The organism is Streptomyces violaceusniger Tu 4113, assembly GCF_000147815.2.
GTDB lineage: Bacteria > Actinomycetota > Actinomycetes > Streptomycetales > Streptomycetaceae > Streptomyces > Streptomyces violaceusniger_A.
This window is the reverse complement of the sequence record NC_015957.1, coordinates 4103169-4119913: the sequence shown is the minus strand read 5'-3', so window position 1 is coordinate 4119913 and position 16745 is coordinate 4103169. Positions and strand designations below refer to the sequence as shown.

At 70.1% G+C, this 16745-nt stretch carries 12 protein-coding genes; 3 read left to right on the top strand and 9 right to left on the bottom strand.

Going from position 1 to position 16745, the window contains the following annotated elements; genetic code table 11:
* Positions 1–240 precede the first annotated feature (240 nt).
* The 6 genes from STRVI_RS17660 to STRVI_RS17635 form a co-directional block, all read right to left on the bottom strand.
* Entirely contained in the window at positions 241–591 is a 351-nt protein-coding gene (locus STRVI_RS17660) for an L-rhamnose mutarotase (protein WP_014057030.1), read from the bottom strand.
* A gap of 81 nt (positions 592–672) precedes the next feature.
* Positions 673–2577, bottom strand: a complete 1905-nt coding sequence (locus STRVI_RS17655) for a discoidin domain-containing protein (RefSeq protein ID WP_014057029.1) — start codon at positions 2575–2577, stop codon at positions 673–675.
* A gap of 422 nt (positions 2578–2999) precedes the next feature.
* Positions 3000–4364, bottom strand: coding sequence for a GH1 family beta-glucosidase (locus STRVI_RS17650; protein WP_014057028.1), 1365 nt, complete (start codon positions 4362–4364; stop codon positions 3000–3002).
* Positions 4365–4393: 29 nt separating this feature from the next.
* A complete protein-coding gene (locus STRVI_RS17645; protein WP_078505260.1) occupies positions 4394–5254 on the bottom strand; it encodes a carbohydrate ABC transporter permease in 861 nt (286 codons plus the stop codon).
* A 28-nt stretch (positions 5255–5282) separates the two neighbouring features.
* Complete coding sequence (locus STRVI_RS17640) at positions 5283–6281, bottom strand: carbohydrate ABC transporter permease (RefSeq protein ID WP_014057026.1); 999 nt, start codon at positions 6279–6281, stop codon at positions 5283–5285.
* Positions 6282–6294: 13 nt separating this feature from the next.
* Positions 6295–7614, bottom strand: coding sequence for an ABC transporter substrate-binding protein (locus tag STRVI_RS17635; RefSeq protein WP_014057025.1), 1320 nt, complete (start codon positions 7612–7614; stop codon positions 6295–6297).
* A gap of 183 nt (positions 7615–7797) precedes the next feature.
* Here STRVI_RS17635 and STRVI_RS17630 point away from each other — a divergent pair, with 183 nt between their 5' ends.
* Positions 7798–9105 carry an ROK family transcriptional regulator gene (locus STRVI_RS17630; RefSeq protein WP_014057024.1) on the top strand — a complete coding sequence of 436 codons (1308 nt, stop codon included), beginning with the start codon at positions 7798–7800 and terminating at the stop codon, positions 9103–9105.
* 779 nt (positions 9106–9884) lie between these two features.
* Here the strand turns inward: STRVI_RS17630 and STRVI_RS17625 are convergent.
* The 3 genes from STRVI_RS17625 to STRVI_RS17615 all read right to left on the bottom strand — a co-directional run bounded on the left by STRVI_RS17625 (position 9885) and on the right by STRVI_RS17615 (position 13969).
* Positions 9885–10937 carry a LacI family DNA-binding transcriptional regulator gene (locus STRVI_RS17625; RefSeq protein ID WP_043236078.1) on the bottom strand — a complete coding sequence of 351 codons (1053 nt, stop codon included), beginning with the start codon at positions 10935–10937 and terminating at the stop codon, positions 9885–9887.
* 84 nt (positions 10938–11021) lie between these two features.
* Positions 11022–12770 (bottom strand): discoidin domain-containing protein, encoded by a 1749-nt coding sequence (locus tag STRVI_RS17620; protein ID WP_043239051.1) that lies wholly within the window; start codon positions 12768–12770, stop codon positions 11022–11024.
* Between the two features lie 83 nt (positions 12771–12853).
* A complete protein-coding gene (locus STRVI_RS17615) occupies positions 12854–13969 on the bottom strand; it encodes a DUF1996 domain-containing protein (RefSeq protein ID WP_014057021.1) in 1116 nt (371 codons plus the stop codon).
* A gap of 375 nt (positions 13970–14344) precedes the next feature.
* On the opposite strand from STRVI_RS17615, the gene STRVI_RS17610 reads away from it, so the two are divergent.
* Together STRVI_RS17610 and aroQ are read left to right on the top strand one after the other, a co-directional pair.
* Positions 14345–16186 carry a hypothetical protein gene (locus STRVI_RS17610; RefSeq protein ID WP_014057020.1) on the top strand — a complete coding sequence of 614 codons (1842 nt, stop codon included), beginning with the start codon at positions 14345–14347 and terminating at the stop codon, positions 16184–16186.
* A 77-nt stretch (positions 16187–16263) separates the two neighbouring features.
* Positions 16264–16737, top strand: a complete 474-nt coding sequence (gene aroQ / locus STRVI_RS17605) for a type II 3-dehydroquinate dehydratase (protein ID WP_014057019.1) — start codon at positions 16264–16266, stop codon at positions 16735–16737.
* Positions 16738–16745: the final 8 nt, after the last annotated feature.

The following is a 16745-nucleotide window of genomic DNA, read 5'->3' as shown; positions in this document are numbered from 1 at the left end:
GTTCGGCCGATCGTCTCGACGCCTGCGGCGGGCCGTTCCCCTCCCCGCCCCTTCCCGCGGCATCGATACGCGGCTCCGCCGCGTGGCTGGGCTCCGCCCCAGCCCGGGGTCCAGGGGCGAAGCCGCTGGCAACGCAATCCAGCCCCTCCGGCGTTTGCCGAGCGGGGTCCAGGGGCGGAGCCCCGGCGGGGGCCGGGGCCGGGCCCCCACGCGCCGGACACTCCGTAGCCGGGGCGTCCCCTACCCGTGCTCGGCGGCCCCGGTCTGGGTGCTCAGCTCCCACACCTCGCCGAGCGCCATCCGCTCCGACTCGGCGGGGGAACCGCCGGTGTCCTCGAAGTGGTCGACGTAGGCGCCGATGAACTCCTGCCAGCGCTGGTTGGCCGGATCCTTGTCCAGCGCCGCCATCGCGGCCGGGAAGTCCTCGCAGTCCACGAGGTGGAAGAGATGGCGGCCACTGCGCCAGATCCGCCAGTTGGTGATCCCGGCCCGTCGCAGTGCCTCCAGCAGGTCCTCCGGGACCGTGGCGTGCACCTGCTCATAACCGGACTCCTGGCCCTCCTTGAGAACCGAGTGCAACGCCACCCGCATGGACGCTCCTCCTTCTTCCGCTGCCGTTTCCGTTGACGGGCGGCCACGGTGGCCGTCCGTCAACGTCCCATAATGCAGCGCTCAGCTCTTCTGTTCGACGCGCACCCAGTCCACCTCCGCCTGCACTCCCCCCGCCGCGATCCGGTCGACGCTGGACTGCGGCAGGCCCCAGTAGGGGGTGGTGACCTTGTTCCAGCCCGCCGGATACGCCCCGCCCAGGGCGAGGTTGAGGATGACGTACTGGTTGTGGCCGAAGACCCACTGGCCACGGGTGGATTCCAGCTTGTTGCGGGTCGTCTCCTGGACCACCCGGTCATCGACGAAGAAGCGCATCACCATGGGTGTCCACTCCACCGCGTAGGTGTGCCACTGGTCGGCGCGGCCGCCGCCCTCGTAGATCTGACGGGCGCCGATGTTGCCGTCCGCCGAATAGCCGGGGCCGTGCAGGGCGGTGCTGGTCCAGTCCGCGTAGCCGATGTTTTCCATGATGTCGGTCTCGCCGGAGGACGGCCAGGACACCGACGGATCGTCCACATCGCTGCCCAGCAGCCAGAACGCGGGCCAGAACCCGTCGCCGACCGGCAGCTTCATCCGGGCACTGACCCGCCCGTAGGTGAAGTCCATTTTGGTGTGGGTGTCGATGCGCCCGGAGGTGAAGTCGTAGGTGCCGCCGCCCGCCTGGGTGCAGCCCTTGCAGTACTTCGCCCTGAGGACGAGATTGCCGTTCTCGGTGCGGATGGTGTCGGAGGAGTCGACATACGCCTGCGACTCGCCGTTGACCGACCCCATCTCCTGGCCGGTCCGCACCACACGCCACTTGGAGCGGTCGAGGGTGGCACCGGTGAAGTCGTCGAGGAACGTCGTCCGGTACGCACCGGACTGTTCACCCGGGAGGGCGGGGTAGGCCGCGGAGGCGCTCCCGCCGGTGCCCCAGACCTGGAACTCGTAGAGCGAGTAGCCGAACTGGGCTGTGGCCGGGGCCGGGTTGTAGAAGGAGCGGCGCTCCTTGCCGAGCATCCGCACATAGCGGCCGGTGGCGGGCTGCGACAACTTCACGGTGTCACGGCGGCCCACCGCGTCGGCGGGCGATTTGACGTCCGCGCGACGGGCGGCCACCTCGGCGGCGGAGGGCTGATACACCGTGCGCCAGGTGCGGTTGTCGTCGGACACCTGGAGCTGGTAGTCGACGGCGTAGGCCGCCTCCCAGTAGAGGTCGACGGTGTCGATCGTGGAGGTGGCGCCGAGGTCCACCGAGACCCAGCGGTCGGCGTTCCAGTCGCTGGACCAGCGGGTCTGGTCGTCCTTGAGGTTGGCGGGCCAGCCGCCGTCGGTGAGGAAGGCGGGTGAATTGCCCGCGTGCTGGTAGTAGTTGGAGTAGGCGGGGTGGTTCAGAGCGAGATTGGTGCGGGTCGTGGACGCCGGGGCGGGCTCTCCGCCGTACACCTTGAACGAGTACAGCGAATAGCCGTAGGGCGTGCCACGCTCGATGCCACGCATCCGTACGTAGCGGCCGGTGACGTCCTGCGGATAGGTGTGGGCGGTGAGAGATCCTCCGGTGCCCGCGTTCTCGGTGTAGAAGGGGGTCCAGTCGGTGCCGTTCTTCGACACCTCCAGGACGTACTTCTTGCCGTAGGCGGCCTCCCAGTCCAGGACGACCCGGTCGATCCGGATGGTGGCGCCGAGGTCGACGCGGATCCACGCGTCGTCGCTGAACGGGCTGGCCCAGCGGGTCGACCCGTTGCCGTCGAAGGCCAGGCCCGGGGCGGTGCCGTCGTTCTCGCTGCCGGACGCGGTGACGGCGCTGTGATTGGCGGCGTACGCGGCCGCCGCGCGGTCGGTGTCCCACGTCGCCTCGGCGGCGGCCTTGGTGGAGTGGGACGCGGGCGTGGCGAGGGCCGGGCCCGTGGACAGCAGCGCCACGGTGGCCAGGGTGGCGAGGGCGCTCAGCAGTGTGCGGTGGTGGTGGCGTTGGGTACGGGATGGCATGCGGCTCTCCTCGATGAGGTCGTGGGGATGCACGTGCGGTGCCGAAGTGCGGTGGTGCCGAAGTGCCTTCGTGCCGTGTGCCGATGTGCCGTGTGCCGTAATGCCGTGTGCCGATGTGCCGATGTGCTTTCCGTCGTGCCTGCGTGCCGTGGTGCGCGTGGTGCCGTCTGTGCGGGCCCTAGGGGCGTCCGGCGGGACTTTCCCCCTCCCCGCCCCTTCCCGGTACCAGGGGCTCCCGCCCCTGGACCCCGCTCCTCAAACGCCGGAGCGGCTGGATCGCGTTGCCAAGGGTTCGCCCCCGGACCCCGGACCCCGGGGTCCGGGGTCCGGGGTCCGGGGTCCGGGGCGAAGCCCCACCACGCGGCTGAGCCGCATGTCGACGCTGCGGGAAGGGGCCGGGCCGGGAACGGCCCGGACACCTCCTACGCTGCGCGGCGGGCTCGGCCTCGGTGGTCGCGGATGATCTCCGCGTAGCGGTGGCCGGAGCCCTTGATGGTGCGGGTCTGGGTGCCGTAGTCGACGTGGACCAGGCCGAAGCGCTTGTCGTATCCGTAGGCCCACTCGAAGTTGTCGAGCAGCGACCATGCGAAGTAGCCGGCCAGCGGGGCGCCCTTGCGGGCCGCCGAGGCGCAGGCCGCGAGGTGCTGGACGAGGTAGTCCTGGCGCTCGGGGTCGTCGATGGTCCCGTCCGGGCGTACGACGTCGGGGTAGGCGCAGCCGTTCTCGGTGACGTACAGCTTGCGGGCGCCGTATTCGCCGGTCAGGCGCAGCAGGAGGGTTTCGATCCCGGTGGCGTCGATCTCCCAGTCCATGCCCGTACGGGGTACGTCCGGGCGGCGGACGGCGCGGGCGTGGGGGGCCGGGCCGGTGGGGTCGTCGGTGACGGTGGCCGGGAAGTAGTAGTTCAGGCCCAGCCAGTCCAGGGGTGCGGCGATGGTCTCCAGGTCGCCGGGGCGCTCCGGGAGTTCGACGCCGTACACCTCGCGCATGTCCGCGGGGAAGCCGCGGCCGTGGACGGGGTCCAGCCACCAGCGGTTGGTGTGGCCGTCCATGCGCCGGGCGGCCGCCAGGTCCTCGGGCCGGTCGCTGGCGGCCTCGACGGTGTTGAGGTTGTTGACGATGCCGATCTCGGCGCCCGGTGCGGCGGCCCGGATCGCCTGGGCGGCGAGGCCGTGGCCGAGCAGCAGATGGTACGAGGTCCGGACCGCCGCGGTCAGATCGGTGAGCCCGGGCGCCATCACACCTTCGAGGTGGCCGATCCAGGCCGAGCACAGCGGCTCGTTGAGGGTGGTCCAGTGGTGCACCCGGTCGCCGAGGCGGTCGGCCACCACCGAGGCGTACGCGGCGAAGTGTTCCGCGGTGTCGCGCACGGGCCAGCCGCCCCGGTCCTGCAGCACCTGCGGCAGATCCCAGTGGTACAGGGTGACGGACGGGGTGATGCCCGCCTCCAGCAGACCGTCGATCAGCTCGTCGTAGAAGGCCAGACCCTTGGCGTTGACCGGTCCGTCGCCGCCCGGCACCACTCGTGGCCAGGCGATGGAGAGCCGGTAGGCGTTGGTGCCCAGCCGCTTCATCAGCCCGATGTCCGCGCGCCAGCGGTGGTAGTGGTCGCAGGCCACGTCGCCGTGGTCGTCGCCCGCGACTCTGCCGGGGGTGTGCGAGAAGGTGTCCCAGATCGAGGGCGACCGTCCGTCCTCGGCAGCGGCTCCCTCGATCTGGTAGGCCGAGGTCGCCGTGCCCCACAGGAAGTCGTGCGGGAAGGCTGTGAGGTCCAGGAGTTCGGACACGTACGTCCTTTCAGAGGTGGGAAGGCCGGTCACTTCACCGCTCCGGCGGTGAGTCCGGCGACGAGGTAGCGCTGGAGGAGCAGGAAGCCCGCGACCACGGGGACACTGACGACGAGCGAGGCGGCCATGACCTGGTTCCAGTACACCTCGGTCTGGGTGGCGTACCCCTGGAGGCCGACGGCGAGGGTGCGGGTGGTGTCGTTGGTCATCACGGACGCGAAGAGCACCTCGCCCCAGGCGGTCATGAACGCGTAGACGGCGACGGCGACGATGCCGGGGATCGCGGCCGGGACGACGACCCGGAACAGCGCGCCGAGCGGTCCGCAGCCGTCCACCAGCGCCGCCTCGTCCAGATCGCGCGGCACCGAGTCGAAGTACCCGATGAGCATCCAGATCGAGAACGGCAGCGAGAAGGTGAGATAGGTGAGGATGAGGCCGCCCCGGGAGCCGAAGAGGGCGATGCCGGTGGCGTTGCCGATGTTGATGTAGATGAGGAACAGCGGCAGCAGGAAGAGGATCCCGGGGAACATCTGGGTGGACAGCACGGTGACCGTGAACACCCGCTTGCCCCGGAAGCGGTACCGGCTGACCGCGTACGCGGCGAAGACGGCGATCACCACCGAGCAGATGGTCGCGGCGCCCGCCACGATGACCGAGTTCACGAAGTAGTCGGCGAGCGGGACCGTCGACCAGATGTCGATGTAGGGGCGGATGGTCAGCCCGCTCGGCAGCCAGCGGAACGTCCCGGAGACGTCCTGCAGTGGCTTCAGGGAGCTGGAGACCATGACGTACACCGGCAGCAGGACGAAGCCGGTGAGCAGGGTGAGGAAGATCCGGCGGGCCCAGAGGAAGGACCGGGGAGCGGCCATCGGTGAGCGGGGAGCGGCCATCGGTGAACGGGGCGGCGCCTGGGAGGTGCTAGACATCGGCCGTCTTCCTTCGTCGGGAGGTCAGCAGGAGGTACAGGCCCGTCACCACGAGCAGGAAGAGCAGCAGCAGTACGGACATGGCGGAGCCGGTGCCGAAGTTCCAGGTGGCGAATGTCGTCTGGTAGACGTGGATCGAGATGAGGTCCGCGGCCTCCGGCGCCGCCTTGCCGAACAGCACATACGGGGTGTTGAAGTCGTTGAACGTCCACAGGAACAGCACCAGCACCAGCACCTGGTTGACCGGGCGCAGCGAGGGCAGGGTGATGCGGCGGATCTGCTGCCACATCCCGGCGCCGTCGAGGGCGGCCGCCTCGTAGAGCTCCTTGGGGATGTTCTGCAGACCGGCCATGACGACGAGGAACGCGAACGGCCAGCCCTTCCACACCGACACGGTCAGCAGCGCGATGAAGCTGTTGTCGCCGATCAGCCAGAACGAGGGCTTGTCGGTGAGGCCCAGTTGGTCGTGGAGGACATGGTTCACCAGGCCGTTGTCGTGCTGGAACATGAACGCCCAGGTGATGACGGCCGTGTAGACGGGCAGCGCGTACGGGACCAGGAACAGGGTGCGCAGCAGCCCCCGTCCGCGGAAGGTGTCCTGCAGGAAGATGGCGGCGGCGGTGCCCAGTAGCCAGCACATCCCGACCGACAGCACGGTGAAGCCGCAGGTGACCCAGAACGAGTGGAGCAGCGCCTCCCCGGCCGGGGCGTTGATGTCCACCGAGATCTTGTAGTTGTCCAGTCCGGACCAGGGCGCGGCGCCCCAGTCCCGGATGGAGAACCGGGTAAGCGCCTTGAAGCTCATCAGGATGCCGATGACCATCGGCACCAGATGGACCAGGAGTTCGAGGACGAGGGCGGGCAGGAGCAGCAGGTACGGCAGTCCGATGCGGCGGATCCGCCCGGGGCGGCGCGGGCCTCGCGCCGCCCCGGGGGTGCTCCCCGACACCGTCCGCCGGTCTTTCTCAGCGGTCGCGGTCGTGGTGGTCATGAGGTGTCCGCACTCACTTCGCCGGCATCTGCTGCTGGGCCTTCTCCAGCTTGGCCTTCACCGACTCGGTGGTCACCGGGCGTCCGCCGGCGGCATCGGCGAGCAGCTCCTTGACGGCCGTGCCGACGGAGGTCTCGAACTGCGACTCGTCGGCCACCTGCGGCAGCGCCGCGGCGCTCTTGGCGAGGGTTTCCCGCAGGGCGGCCGTCGCCTTGGTGTTGAAGGCGGGGTCGGACTGGGCGGCCTTGACCGGCGGGATGGAGCCGTACGCCTTGTTGAGGATCTTCTGCTCGGCGTCGCCGGTCATGAACTTCACGAACTTCAGGGCGCCGTCGTGGTTGTCGGTGTTCTTGAAGACGGCCAGGTTGATGCCGGCGACCATCGAGTTGACGGAGGTGCCGGAGCCGGGGGTGCCGGAGCGGACGGGCGCCGGGGCCACGCCCCACTCGTCGTCCTTCATGCCCAGTGAGGTGAGGGTGGCGGAGGCGGTCTGCCACAGGACCATCGCCGTCTTCCCCTTGGCGAAGTCGCTGAGGGACTGGTTCTGCGCGTACTCGGCGTTGCCCGGGGCGATGATCTTGTCCTTGGCCATCAGATCGACGTACTGCTTGATGGCGGTGACCGCGCCGTCGGAGGTGAAGTCGGGCTTGCCGTCGGCGGTGAAGAAGTCCGCGCCGTGCTGCTTGGCGAAGACGAAGACCTGGTGGATGTTCTCCGAGAGGTTCGCGCCCTCGGCACCGAGGCCCCACTTGCCGCCCTTGGAGAGCTTCTTGCCGTCGGCGACCAGTTCGTCCCAGGTGGCGGGCGGCTTGGAGATGCCCGCGTCGGCGAACATCTTCTTGTTGTAGTAGAGCGCGTACGCCATCGAGTAGAGCGGCACCGCGGCCGGGTCCTCGCCCTGCGCACCGGTCGAGCCGAGGGCGGAGTCCACGAAGCGGTCCTTGCCGCCGATGCTGCCGAAGTTCTTGGTGTCCCACGGCAGCAGCGCCCCGGACGCCTGCAGCGAGGCGCTCCAGGTGTTGCCGATGTTCAGGACGTCGGGGCCCTGGCCGGAGGTGGTCGCGGTGAGGATCCGGTTCAGCAGCTCGGACCAGGGGATGACCTCCAGCTTCACTCTGATCCCGGTCTGCTTCTCGAACTTGTCGAGTTCGGGCTTCAGGACCTTCTTGTCCACCGTGATGCTGGCGCCCTGGTTGGACGCCCAGTACGTGAGCGTCTTCGGCGAGTCGTTGGAACCGCCGCCGTCCGTCGAGGAACCACCTCCGCACGCCGAGGCGGCAAGGGCGAGTGACAAGGTGACGGCGCCTATGGCCGCGGCTCGGATCCTGCGCATGGCTCCAGGTGTCCCTTCCGGGAGGGGTGAATGCCAAGAAGGGCCCGGGCACGCCAACCGCGTTCAACTCCCGAAGCCGCTCACGGCTTAATTTAGGACGTGAGTTAAACCTCAAGAGAAGGTCGCGTCAAGAGATCCGGCGGAGGTATCTTGCGGCGCGGAGCCGGGACTTGAGGAGGCCAGGTGGCAGCGCACAACGGGCGTAACGTTCGTGACCTGCGGCGGGAGAACCGCGCCGCCGTGCTGCGTCGGTTGTATTTCGACGGACCGATGAGCCGCTTCTCGCTGGCCCCCGCGACCGGGCTGAGTTCAGGTTCCATCAGCAATGTGGTCGCCGAACTGCTCACCGAGAAGCTGGTGGAGGAGGCCGGAAGCATCGACTCCGACGGCGGCCGTCCCCGCACCCTGCTGCGGATCACGCCGCACAGCGGCCACATGATCGGAGTGGACGTCGGCGAGACCCGGGTCCGCGTCGAGCTGTTCGATCTCTCGCTGGCCGAACGGGCGCGCGCCGACCGGCCGTTGCCCACTCGCGGCGCCGGGCGCCAGGTGGGCTACGACAGCGAACTGATCGCGGGCCACATCCGCGACGGCATCGCCGAGGTCCTGGAGGAGGCCGGACGCGACCCCTCGCGGATCCTCGGCGTCGGCATCGGCGTCCCCGGCATCGTCGAACACTCCGAGGAGGACGGTGCCGTGGTGCACGGCCAGCCGATCGGCTGGGAGGCGGTGCCGCTGGAACGGATGCTGCGCGGATCGGGCCGGCTCCCCGACGAGGTCCCGTACTTCATCGAGAACGGCGCCAAGACGCTGGGGCAGGCCGAGATGTGGTTCGGCGCCGGGCGTGGTGCGCGCAACGCGGTGGTCGTGCTCTTCGGATCGGGCGTCGGCGCCTGCGTCGTCACCGACGACGTCGAGCACGGCCGGGCAGTGGAGTGGGGCCATCTCACGGTGCGGGTGCGGGGCCGCCGGTGCCGCTGCGGGGCGCTGGGCTGTCTGGAGGCGTACGCGGGCGCGGAGGCGCTGCTGGAACGCTGGCAGGAGGCGGGCGGGCAGCCGCCACCCGACACCGACGAGGAGACCGCCCTGACGGCGATGCTGGCCGCCGCCTACCCCGCGGACGGCGGCGCCCCGGACCCGGTGGCGGCCGCCGTCCTCGCCGAGACCGCGGAGTACCTGGGCGCCGGGCTGTCCGACCTGATCAACCTCTTCCAGCCCGAGCGCATCCTCGTCGGCGGCTGGGCCGGTCTCCAGCTCGGCGCGCGTTTCCTGGATTCGGTGCGGCGCCACGCGATGTCCTACGCGCTGCCGTACCCCGCCGGGCGGGTCGGCATCGACCTGGGCGCGCTGGGGCCGGACGCGGTGACGGTGGGCGCCGCGATCCTGCCGCTGGCCGCGTTCTTCGCCCGCGGCGGGCGCCGCCTGCCGCCCACCCCCGCGCCGGAGCCGTCCCCGGCGTGGCGCGCCACCTTGGGCACACGGCTGGCGTAGGGGGTACGAGCGCGGCTGGCAGGGGCTGCGGGTACGTCCGGGCGCGGGGGCTACGGGCACGTCCGGGGGCGGGGACTCCACGCACGTCCCGCGCAGGGCGACGGGCACGCCGGGCGCGGGGGCTACGGACACGTCCCGCGCGGGGGCCACACGCACCGTCCGGGCGCAGGGGCCACACGCACGTCCTGCGCAGGGGCTACGCGCACGTCCCGCGCAGGGCTACGGGCACGTCGGGCGCAGGGGCCGCACACACGCCCCGCGCAGAGCTACGGACACGTCCGGGCGCAGGGGCCGCACACACGCCCCGCGCAGAGCTACGGACACCGTCCGCGCGCAGGGGCCCCACACACGCCCCGCGCAGAGCTACGGACACCGTCCGCGCGCAGGGGCCCCACACACATCCCACGCAGAACTACGGACACCGTCCGCGCGCAGGGGCCCCACACACATCCCACGCAGAACTACGGACACCGTCCGCGCGCAGGGGCCCCACACACATCCCACGCAGAACTACGGACACCGTCCGCGCGCAGGGGCCCCACACACATCCCACGCAGAACTACGGACACCGTCCGCGCGCAGGGGCCCCACACACATCCCACGCAGAACTACGGACACCGTCCGCGCGCAGGGGCCCCACACACATCCCACGCAGAACTACGGACACCGTCCGCGCGCAGGGGCCCCACACACATCCCACGCAGAACTACGGACACCGTCCGCGCGCAGGGGCCCCACACACATCCCACGCAGAACTACGGACACGTCCGACGCGAGGGCTACGCCGACTCGCGTACCACCAGCTCCGGTTCGAAGAGGACCGAGGCCGGCTCGGTGCGCAGGCCGCGGACGTGCTCGTCGAGCAGCCGGGCCATCGCCGCGGCCATGTCCTCCACCGGCTGGCGCACCGAGGTCAGCGGCGGCCGGCAGGTGGCGGCCACGCTGGAGTCGTCGAAGCCGACGACCGCGACATCGTCGGGCACCCGCCGGCCGCGCTCCCTCAGCACCTGGCAGACCCCCTGGGCCATCAGGTCGTTGGCGGCGAACACGCCCTCCACATCCGGGTGTTCGGCCAGCAGCTCGGTCATCGCCGCCACCCCGCTGTCCAGTGTGAAGCCTCCCTCGGCCACCGCCACATACGGATGGCCGCCGCGGGCCATGGTGTCGCGGAACCCGGCGAGCCGCTCCTGGCTCGCCGCCACGGCCCACGGCCCCGACACGGTGGCCACCTTCCGGCACCCCCGGGCCAGCAGACACTCGGCCGCGAGGCGGCCACCGTCCCAGTGCGCCAGGTCGACATGGCTCAGCGCGACCGGCCGCACAGGACGGGCGAACAGCACGGCGGGCAGTCCGGCCTCGGCCAGCAGCGCGGGCAGCGGATCGTCGGGGTGGGTGGACACCACGAGCGCACCGTCCGCGTTTCCCTGCCGCAGATACCTCAGCACCTCCTGCCTGGCCTGCGGGGACTCGGCGAACATCAGTACCGGGTGCGTCGAGCGCGGCCGCAGGAACCCCACCACCCCGCCGACCACCCGGCCGAAGAACGGATCGGCGAACACCCGCGCGGCGAAGGCGTTCTGCTCCTCTTCCGAAGTGTCCCCGGTGCCGTCCCCGGCCCCGGAGACGACGAGCGCCACGGTGCCCGTGCGCCGGGTCACCAGCGATCTGGCCGCCCGGTTGGGCGCGTAGCCGGTGCGCTCGATTGCGACGCGGACCAGGTCCTGGATGGCCGGATCCACGTTGCGGACGCCATTGACGACCCGGGACACCGTCGCCCGGGAGACACCGGCCTCCCGGGCGACATCCTCCAAGGTCGGGGCGTGTCGGTTCATGCCCCGCACCCTAGTGGCAGCGCGCCCCGAGGGCATAGAGCGCTCTCCCGCCACCGCCGGGGACACATCACCACCGGTCATGGATCAGCGGTAGACGCCGAACTCGTAGAGCGAGTAGCCGTATCCGGTGCCACGGGCCGTGCCGTGGACGCGGACGTAGCGGCCGGTGCCGGAGACGTCGAAGTCGTCGACACCGCCGTTGCCGTCGGTCACCTCACGGATGGTGCGCCAGCTCTGGCCGTCGTCGGAGGTCTGGAGGGTGTACGCCTTGGCGTAGGCGGACTCCCAGACCAGTTGGACGTGGGTGAGGGGGGTGGACGCGCCCAGGTCCACCTGGAGCCACTGCGGATCGCTCCAGTCGGCCGCCCAGCGGGTGTCCGCCTTGCCGTCCACGGCGTTGGCGGCAGGGCAGGGGCAGTCGCCACCGCCCGCCTGGTACGAGGAGGCGGTGGCCGGCTTGCCGAGGGCCATATTGGTGCCGTTCACGGCGGGCGGGACGACCCGTACGGAACGGGTCTCGATGCCCACGTTGCCCTTGCCGTCGGTGGCCTTGACGTAGATCTTCCACACGCCGGGGCGGTCCGGCGCGGTGGCCCTCAGCCGTCCGCCACCGAGGTCGGTGGCGGGCAGCGCGGTGAGCTTCTTGTCCTGGTCGAGGTACATGCTGCTGCCCAGCACCTGGTAGGAGAGGGCGTCGCCGTCGGGGTCGGTGGCCTTGACCGTGAGCGTCAGATCGCGGCCCGCCTCCACCTTGGCGGGGTCGCCGTCCACGGCCAGTGCGGAGATGACCGGCGGGGTGTTGTCGTGCGAGGTGTCCGCGCCGTACGCCTTCTTCACCGCGTAGTACGACAGCCGCTTCTGGCCGGCGGGCAGCAGATTGAACCAGACGCCGCCGAAGTCGTCCTCGGTGCCGTAGTGGAACATCGTGGCGCCGAGCGCGACGCCCTGGTGGCCGGTGACGCAGTTCCACGCCTTGGTGTAGCCCGCGGCCTTGGCCTGGTCGGTGGGCTCCGCCGGCACGCCGTTGGCGTCGTCGGGGACCTCCCACTCCCCCGGCGGGCCGGTCTCGGTGACGATGTACGGCTTGGTGTAACCGCCCTGCTCCCAGGTGGCCTTGATGTCGCAGACGGCGTTGTAGGAGTTGACGGCGTACAGGTCCAGGTCGGGGGCGTTCCGCTGGTAGTACGGCCAGGCGCCGGTCCATGCGTCGGTGGAGGTGACCGGGTGGTCGGGGTCGACGCCATGGATCTTCTTGGCGATGTCGTTGACGAACGTGGTGTAGGCGTCGCGCTGCCGCTCCAGCTCATCGCCGCTGTAGCAGTTCTGCAGGCCGAGCACCGACTCGTTGCCGACGTTCCACATCAGCACGCCCGGGTGGTCCTTGTACGTGGCGACCCACTTGGGGAACTCGGCGAGCATCTGGTCCTTGTAGGCGGTGTCCGTCCGGTAGTTCACACAGCCGCCGCTGCCCGGGCCGCCACCGGGCTGCAGCCAGAAACCGGCGATCACCTTGACGCCGTTGGCGGCGGCCGAGTCGAAGAGGGGTTTGCTGGAGGCGTCGGTGCCCCAGGTGCGGAGGGTGTTGACGCCCATCGACCGCAGATCGGGCAGATAGCGGTCGGCGTCCGCGATGGCGGGGCCCCAGGTCAGGCCCTTGATCTGATACGGCCGGCCGTCCACGGTCAGCCGCCAGTCGCCCTGGGTGCCGGTGACCTTGACGACGCTTCCGGCGGCGTGTGCCTGCTGGCCGGGCAGTGCGAGGGCGCCGGCGGCCAGCAGACCGGCGGTGAGGGGCGCCGCGATACGGCGTGGAGCGGTACGGGTCCGGGTCATGGTGGTGTCTTTCGGTGTGTCGGGGAAGTGGCGTGCGAACGGCCCGGCCGCGGTGGTGTGCGCACCGGCGGCCGGGCCGTGGTTCACGGCAGCTCGTAGTTCTCGTCGAGGGTCGCTCCGGCTTCGGGGTGGGTCTGGTCGTAGCCGCGGGCGTCGCACTGCAGCGCCCCGACGACGCAGTGGTCGACGAGCGCCTTCAGCGTGGGCGCGTCCCAGGCGTTGAAGAAGTCGTAGTGGAACGACCAGCTCGGGCCGCTGGCCAGCCTCGCGTGCGAGAGGTCACCGTTGACGGGGAAGGCCATCTTGAACTCGACCATCGGCAGCGCCACCGGGTGGTCGGCGGGGCACACGTTGTTGTTCGTCCCGGGGTTCACCACGGGGTAGGCCATATGGCCGCGGTGGTCGGGCGTGTCCAGGTACCTGCCGTCCCAGCAACTGGGCGCCTGGAAACGGATGTTGAGCTGGACGTCGGGCCGGCTCGGGCAGTCCTTGGGGAACTCGACGTTGAAGTAGCTGTCGCCGCACTCCCAGCCCTCCACGAAGCCGGGGTGGTGGCGGAACTCCTCGGCGGTCTGCATCGGGTCGCCCACCACGAAGCGCAGCCCCTTGGGGAACGGCCGCACACTGGTGTAGTCGGTCACGCCCGCCTTGTAGTAGATGGTCTGCGGGCCGATGGGCAGCACCGGCCGGTCGCCGCCCAACAGCGTGGGCATCCAGTAACCCGACTTGTCCCCCGGTGCCTTGCAGGTGGTGCGGCCGGCCTCGAGGGAGGCCGTGGTGCTGGCCGCGTCGGTCGTGGTGTTGCCCATGAAGGTGTGGTCATGGGACGCGCCCGGCTGCTGCGGGTACACGATGGGGTCGTCCGGCTTGGTGTGGCTCACCGAGCAGTTGGCCTGGAACTCATGGAAGTAGCGTGGCGACGGCTCCTTCGTGGACGGGGTGACGCCGGTGACCGGCGGGTTCGCGGGAATGTAGCCGTCGCCGTCCGGGTCCTCGGGCGAGGAGGCGGACTGCGCCGCCATGACATGCCCCGCGTGGGCGGCCGTGCCACCGCCGCCCGCCGGGGCCGTGACGCCGCCACTCGCGGGCTTCGCCGGGGGCGCTTCGGCGCTCATCGCGATGCCACCGAGTCCGAGCGAGGTCAGCAGTAACGCGCCTGCGATCAGGGTTCCTGAAACGATCTTCGATCTCCGTGCCATGGAGACTCCTGCCACCTGGAGAGAGGGTATGACGGGCCGTCACAGACCCGCGACAACATCGGGAGAGCGCTCTCCAAGACCGGAGTGTCCGGGCGAGGACGCGAAGGTGTCAAGGCGTCGAGCGGAAAGGATCAGACACCGGTTTCCGCTTACCTCTTGAACACAACATCCATGGACACGAGTGGTCGCGAATCCGCCCCAAGTGTGCCCGAACTACCGGAATTTCCAGGCCAGTTGATGTTCAAAAGGCAACAACACGCACAGACTACGGTCACAACTCTTGACGAGTCGTTCACATGACTGAAGCATGCGACGGCAAGAGAGCGCTCCCTCACCCCCATCCCGTTCATTTACTGAACCAGGAGAGACGCCCCCATGACGCCTTCCCCCACGCCTTCCCCCACGCCTTCCCCCACGCCTTCCCCCACGCCTTCTTCCTCCGGCCGCTCCCCGGTCGGCCGCCGGGCCGTGCTCGGCGCCGCGGCCGCCGTCGCATCGGCCCCCGCCCTCGCCGGCCTGGCCACCCCCGCGTCGGCCACCCCTTCCGGCCGGAGAAAGAGCCCGCGGGCGCTGCCGGGCGGCGGCGACCTCGGCCCGAACGTCATCGTCTTCGACCCGTCCACGCCCGGCATCCAGGCCAAGCTGGACGAGGTGTTCAAGAAGCAGGAGTCGGCGCAGTTCGGCACCGGGCGCTACGCCCTGCTGTTCAAGCCCGGCTCCTACAGCGGGCTCAACGCCCAGATCGGCTTCTACACCTCCATCGCCGGACTGGGGCTGTCCCCCGACGACACCACCATCAACGGCGACATCACGGTGGACGCCGGGTGGTTCAACGGCAATGCCACCCAGAACTTCTGGCGTTCGGCGGAGAACCTCGCGGTCGTCCCGGTCAACGGCACCAACCGCTGGGCGGTGGCGCAGGCGGCGCCCTTCCGCCGGATGCACGTCCGCGGCGGGCTCAACCTCTCCCCCGACGGCTACGGCTGGGCGAGCGGCGGCTATATCGCGGACAGCCGCATCGACGGCCAGGTCGGACCGTACTCCCAGCAGCAGTGGTACACCCGCGACAGCGCGATCGGGAGCTGGCTCAACGGCGTGTGGAACATGGTGTTCTCCGGTGTGGAGGGCGCCCCCGGGCAGAGCTTCCCGAACCCGCCGTACACCACGCTCGACACCACCCCCGTCTCCCGGGAGAAGCCCTTCCTGTACCTCGACGGCAGCGAGTACCGGGTCTTCCTCCCCGAGAAGCGGACCAACGCCCGCGGGGTCACCTGGGGCAACGGCACCCCCCGAGGCACCTCGCTGCCGCTGTCGCAGTTCTACGTGGCCAAGCCCGGCGTCACCGCGGCCACCCTCAACGAGGCACTCGCCCAGGGGCTCCAACTGCTGCTCACCCCGGGGATCTACCACCTCGACCAGCCGATCCAGGTGAACCGGGCGAACACCGTCGTCCTCGGGCTCGGCTACGCCACACTCATCCCCGACAACGGCGCCACCGCGCTGAAGGTCGCCGATGTGGACGGGGTGCGGCTGGCCGGTTTCCTCATCGACGCCGGACCGGTCAACTCGACCACCCTGCTGGAAGTCGGCCCGGCGGGAGCCTCGGCCGACCACTCGGCCAACCCCACCACCGTCCAGGACGTGTTCATCCGCATCGGCGGCGCGGGCCCCGGCAAGGCCACCACCAGCATGGTGATCAACAGCCGTCACACCATCGTCGACCACACCTGGGTCTGGCGCGCCGACCACGGTGACGGGGTCGGCTGGGAGACCAACCGCGCGGACTACGGAGTCCGGGTCAACGGCGACGACGTCCTCGCCACGGGGCTGTTCGTGGAGCACTTCAACAAGTACGACGTGCAGTGGTACGGGCAGCGGGGCCGCACCATCTTCTTCCAGAACGAGAAGGCGTACGACGCCCCGAACCAGGCGGCCATCCAGAACGGCTCCATCAAGGGCTACGCGGCCTACAAGGTGGCCGATTCGGTGACCACGCACGAGGGATGGGGGCTCGGCAGCTACTGCTACTACAACGTCGCCCCGAGCATCGTGCAGCACCACGGCTTTGCCGCCCCGAACGCGTCGGGGGTGAAGTTCCACAATCTGCTGGTCGTCTCGCTCGGCGGCCAGGGCCAGTACGAACGCGTCATCAATGACATCGGATCTCCCACGTCGGGCACCTCCACCGTGCCGTCGACCGTGGTGTCATATCCCTGATCTACGATGCGTCGCGGGCCGGTGTCCCCGGTGAACCGCCCTCGATGTACCGACCGCCCAGGAAGGACCACCACGCCATGGCGACCGCCCCCGTGCGCGACCGTTCCACGATCATGGTCCTGAACGGGCCGAATCTGAATCTCCTGGGCCGTCGGCAACCCGAGATCTACGGTACGGACACCTTGGCCGACATCGAGAAGCTGGTCGCCGTGACGGCCGCGCCGCACGGTCTGAGGACCGACTGCCGGCAGAGCAACCACGAGGGGCAGCTGATCGACTGGGTCCATGAGGCGCGTGAGCACCACGCGGCGGTCATCATCAACCCCGCGGGCTACTCCCACACCTCCGTCGCGCTGCGCGACGCCCTGGCGACCTGCGACGGTCTGCCGATCGTGGAGGTGCACATCTCCAACATCCACCAGCGGGAGACGTTCCGGCACCACTCCTATGTCTCCGCGCTGGCCAACGGGGTAATCGCCGGATGCGGTGTCCAGGGCTACGCGTTCGCCGTCGAGCGGGTGGCCGCCCTGCTGGCCGCGGCCAAGGCGTAGGCGTCGGG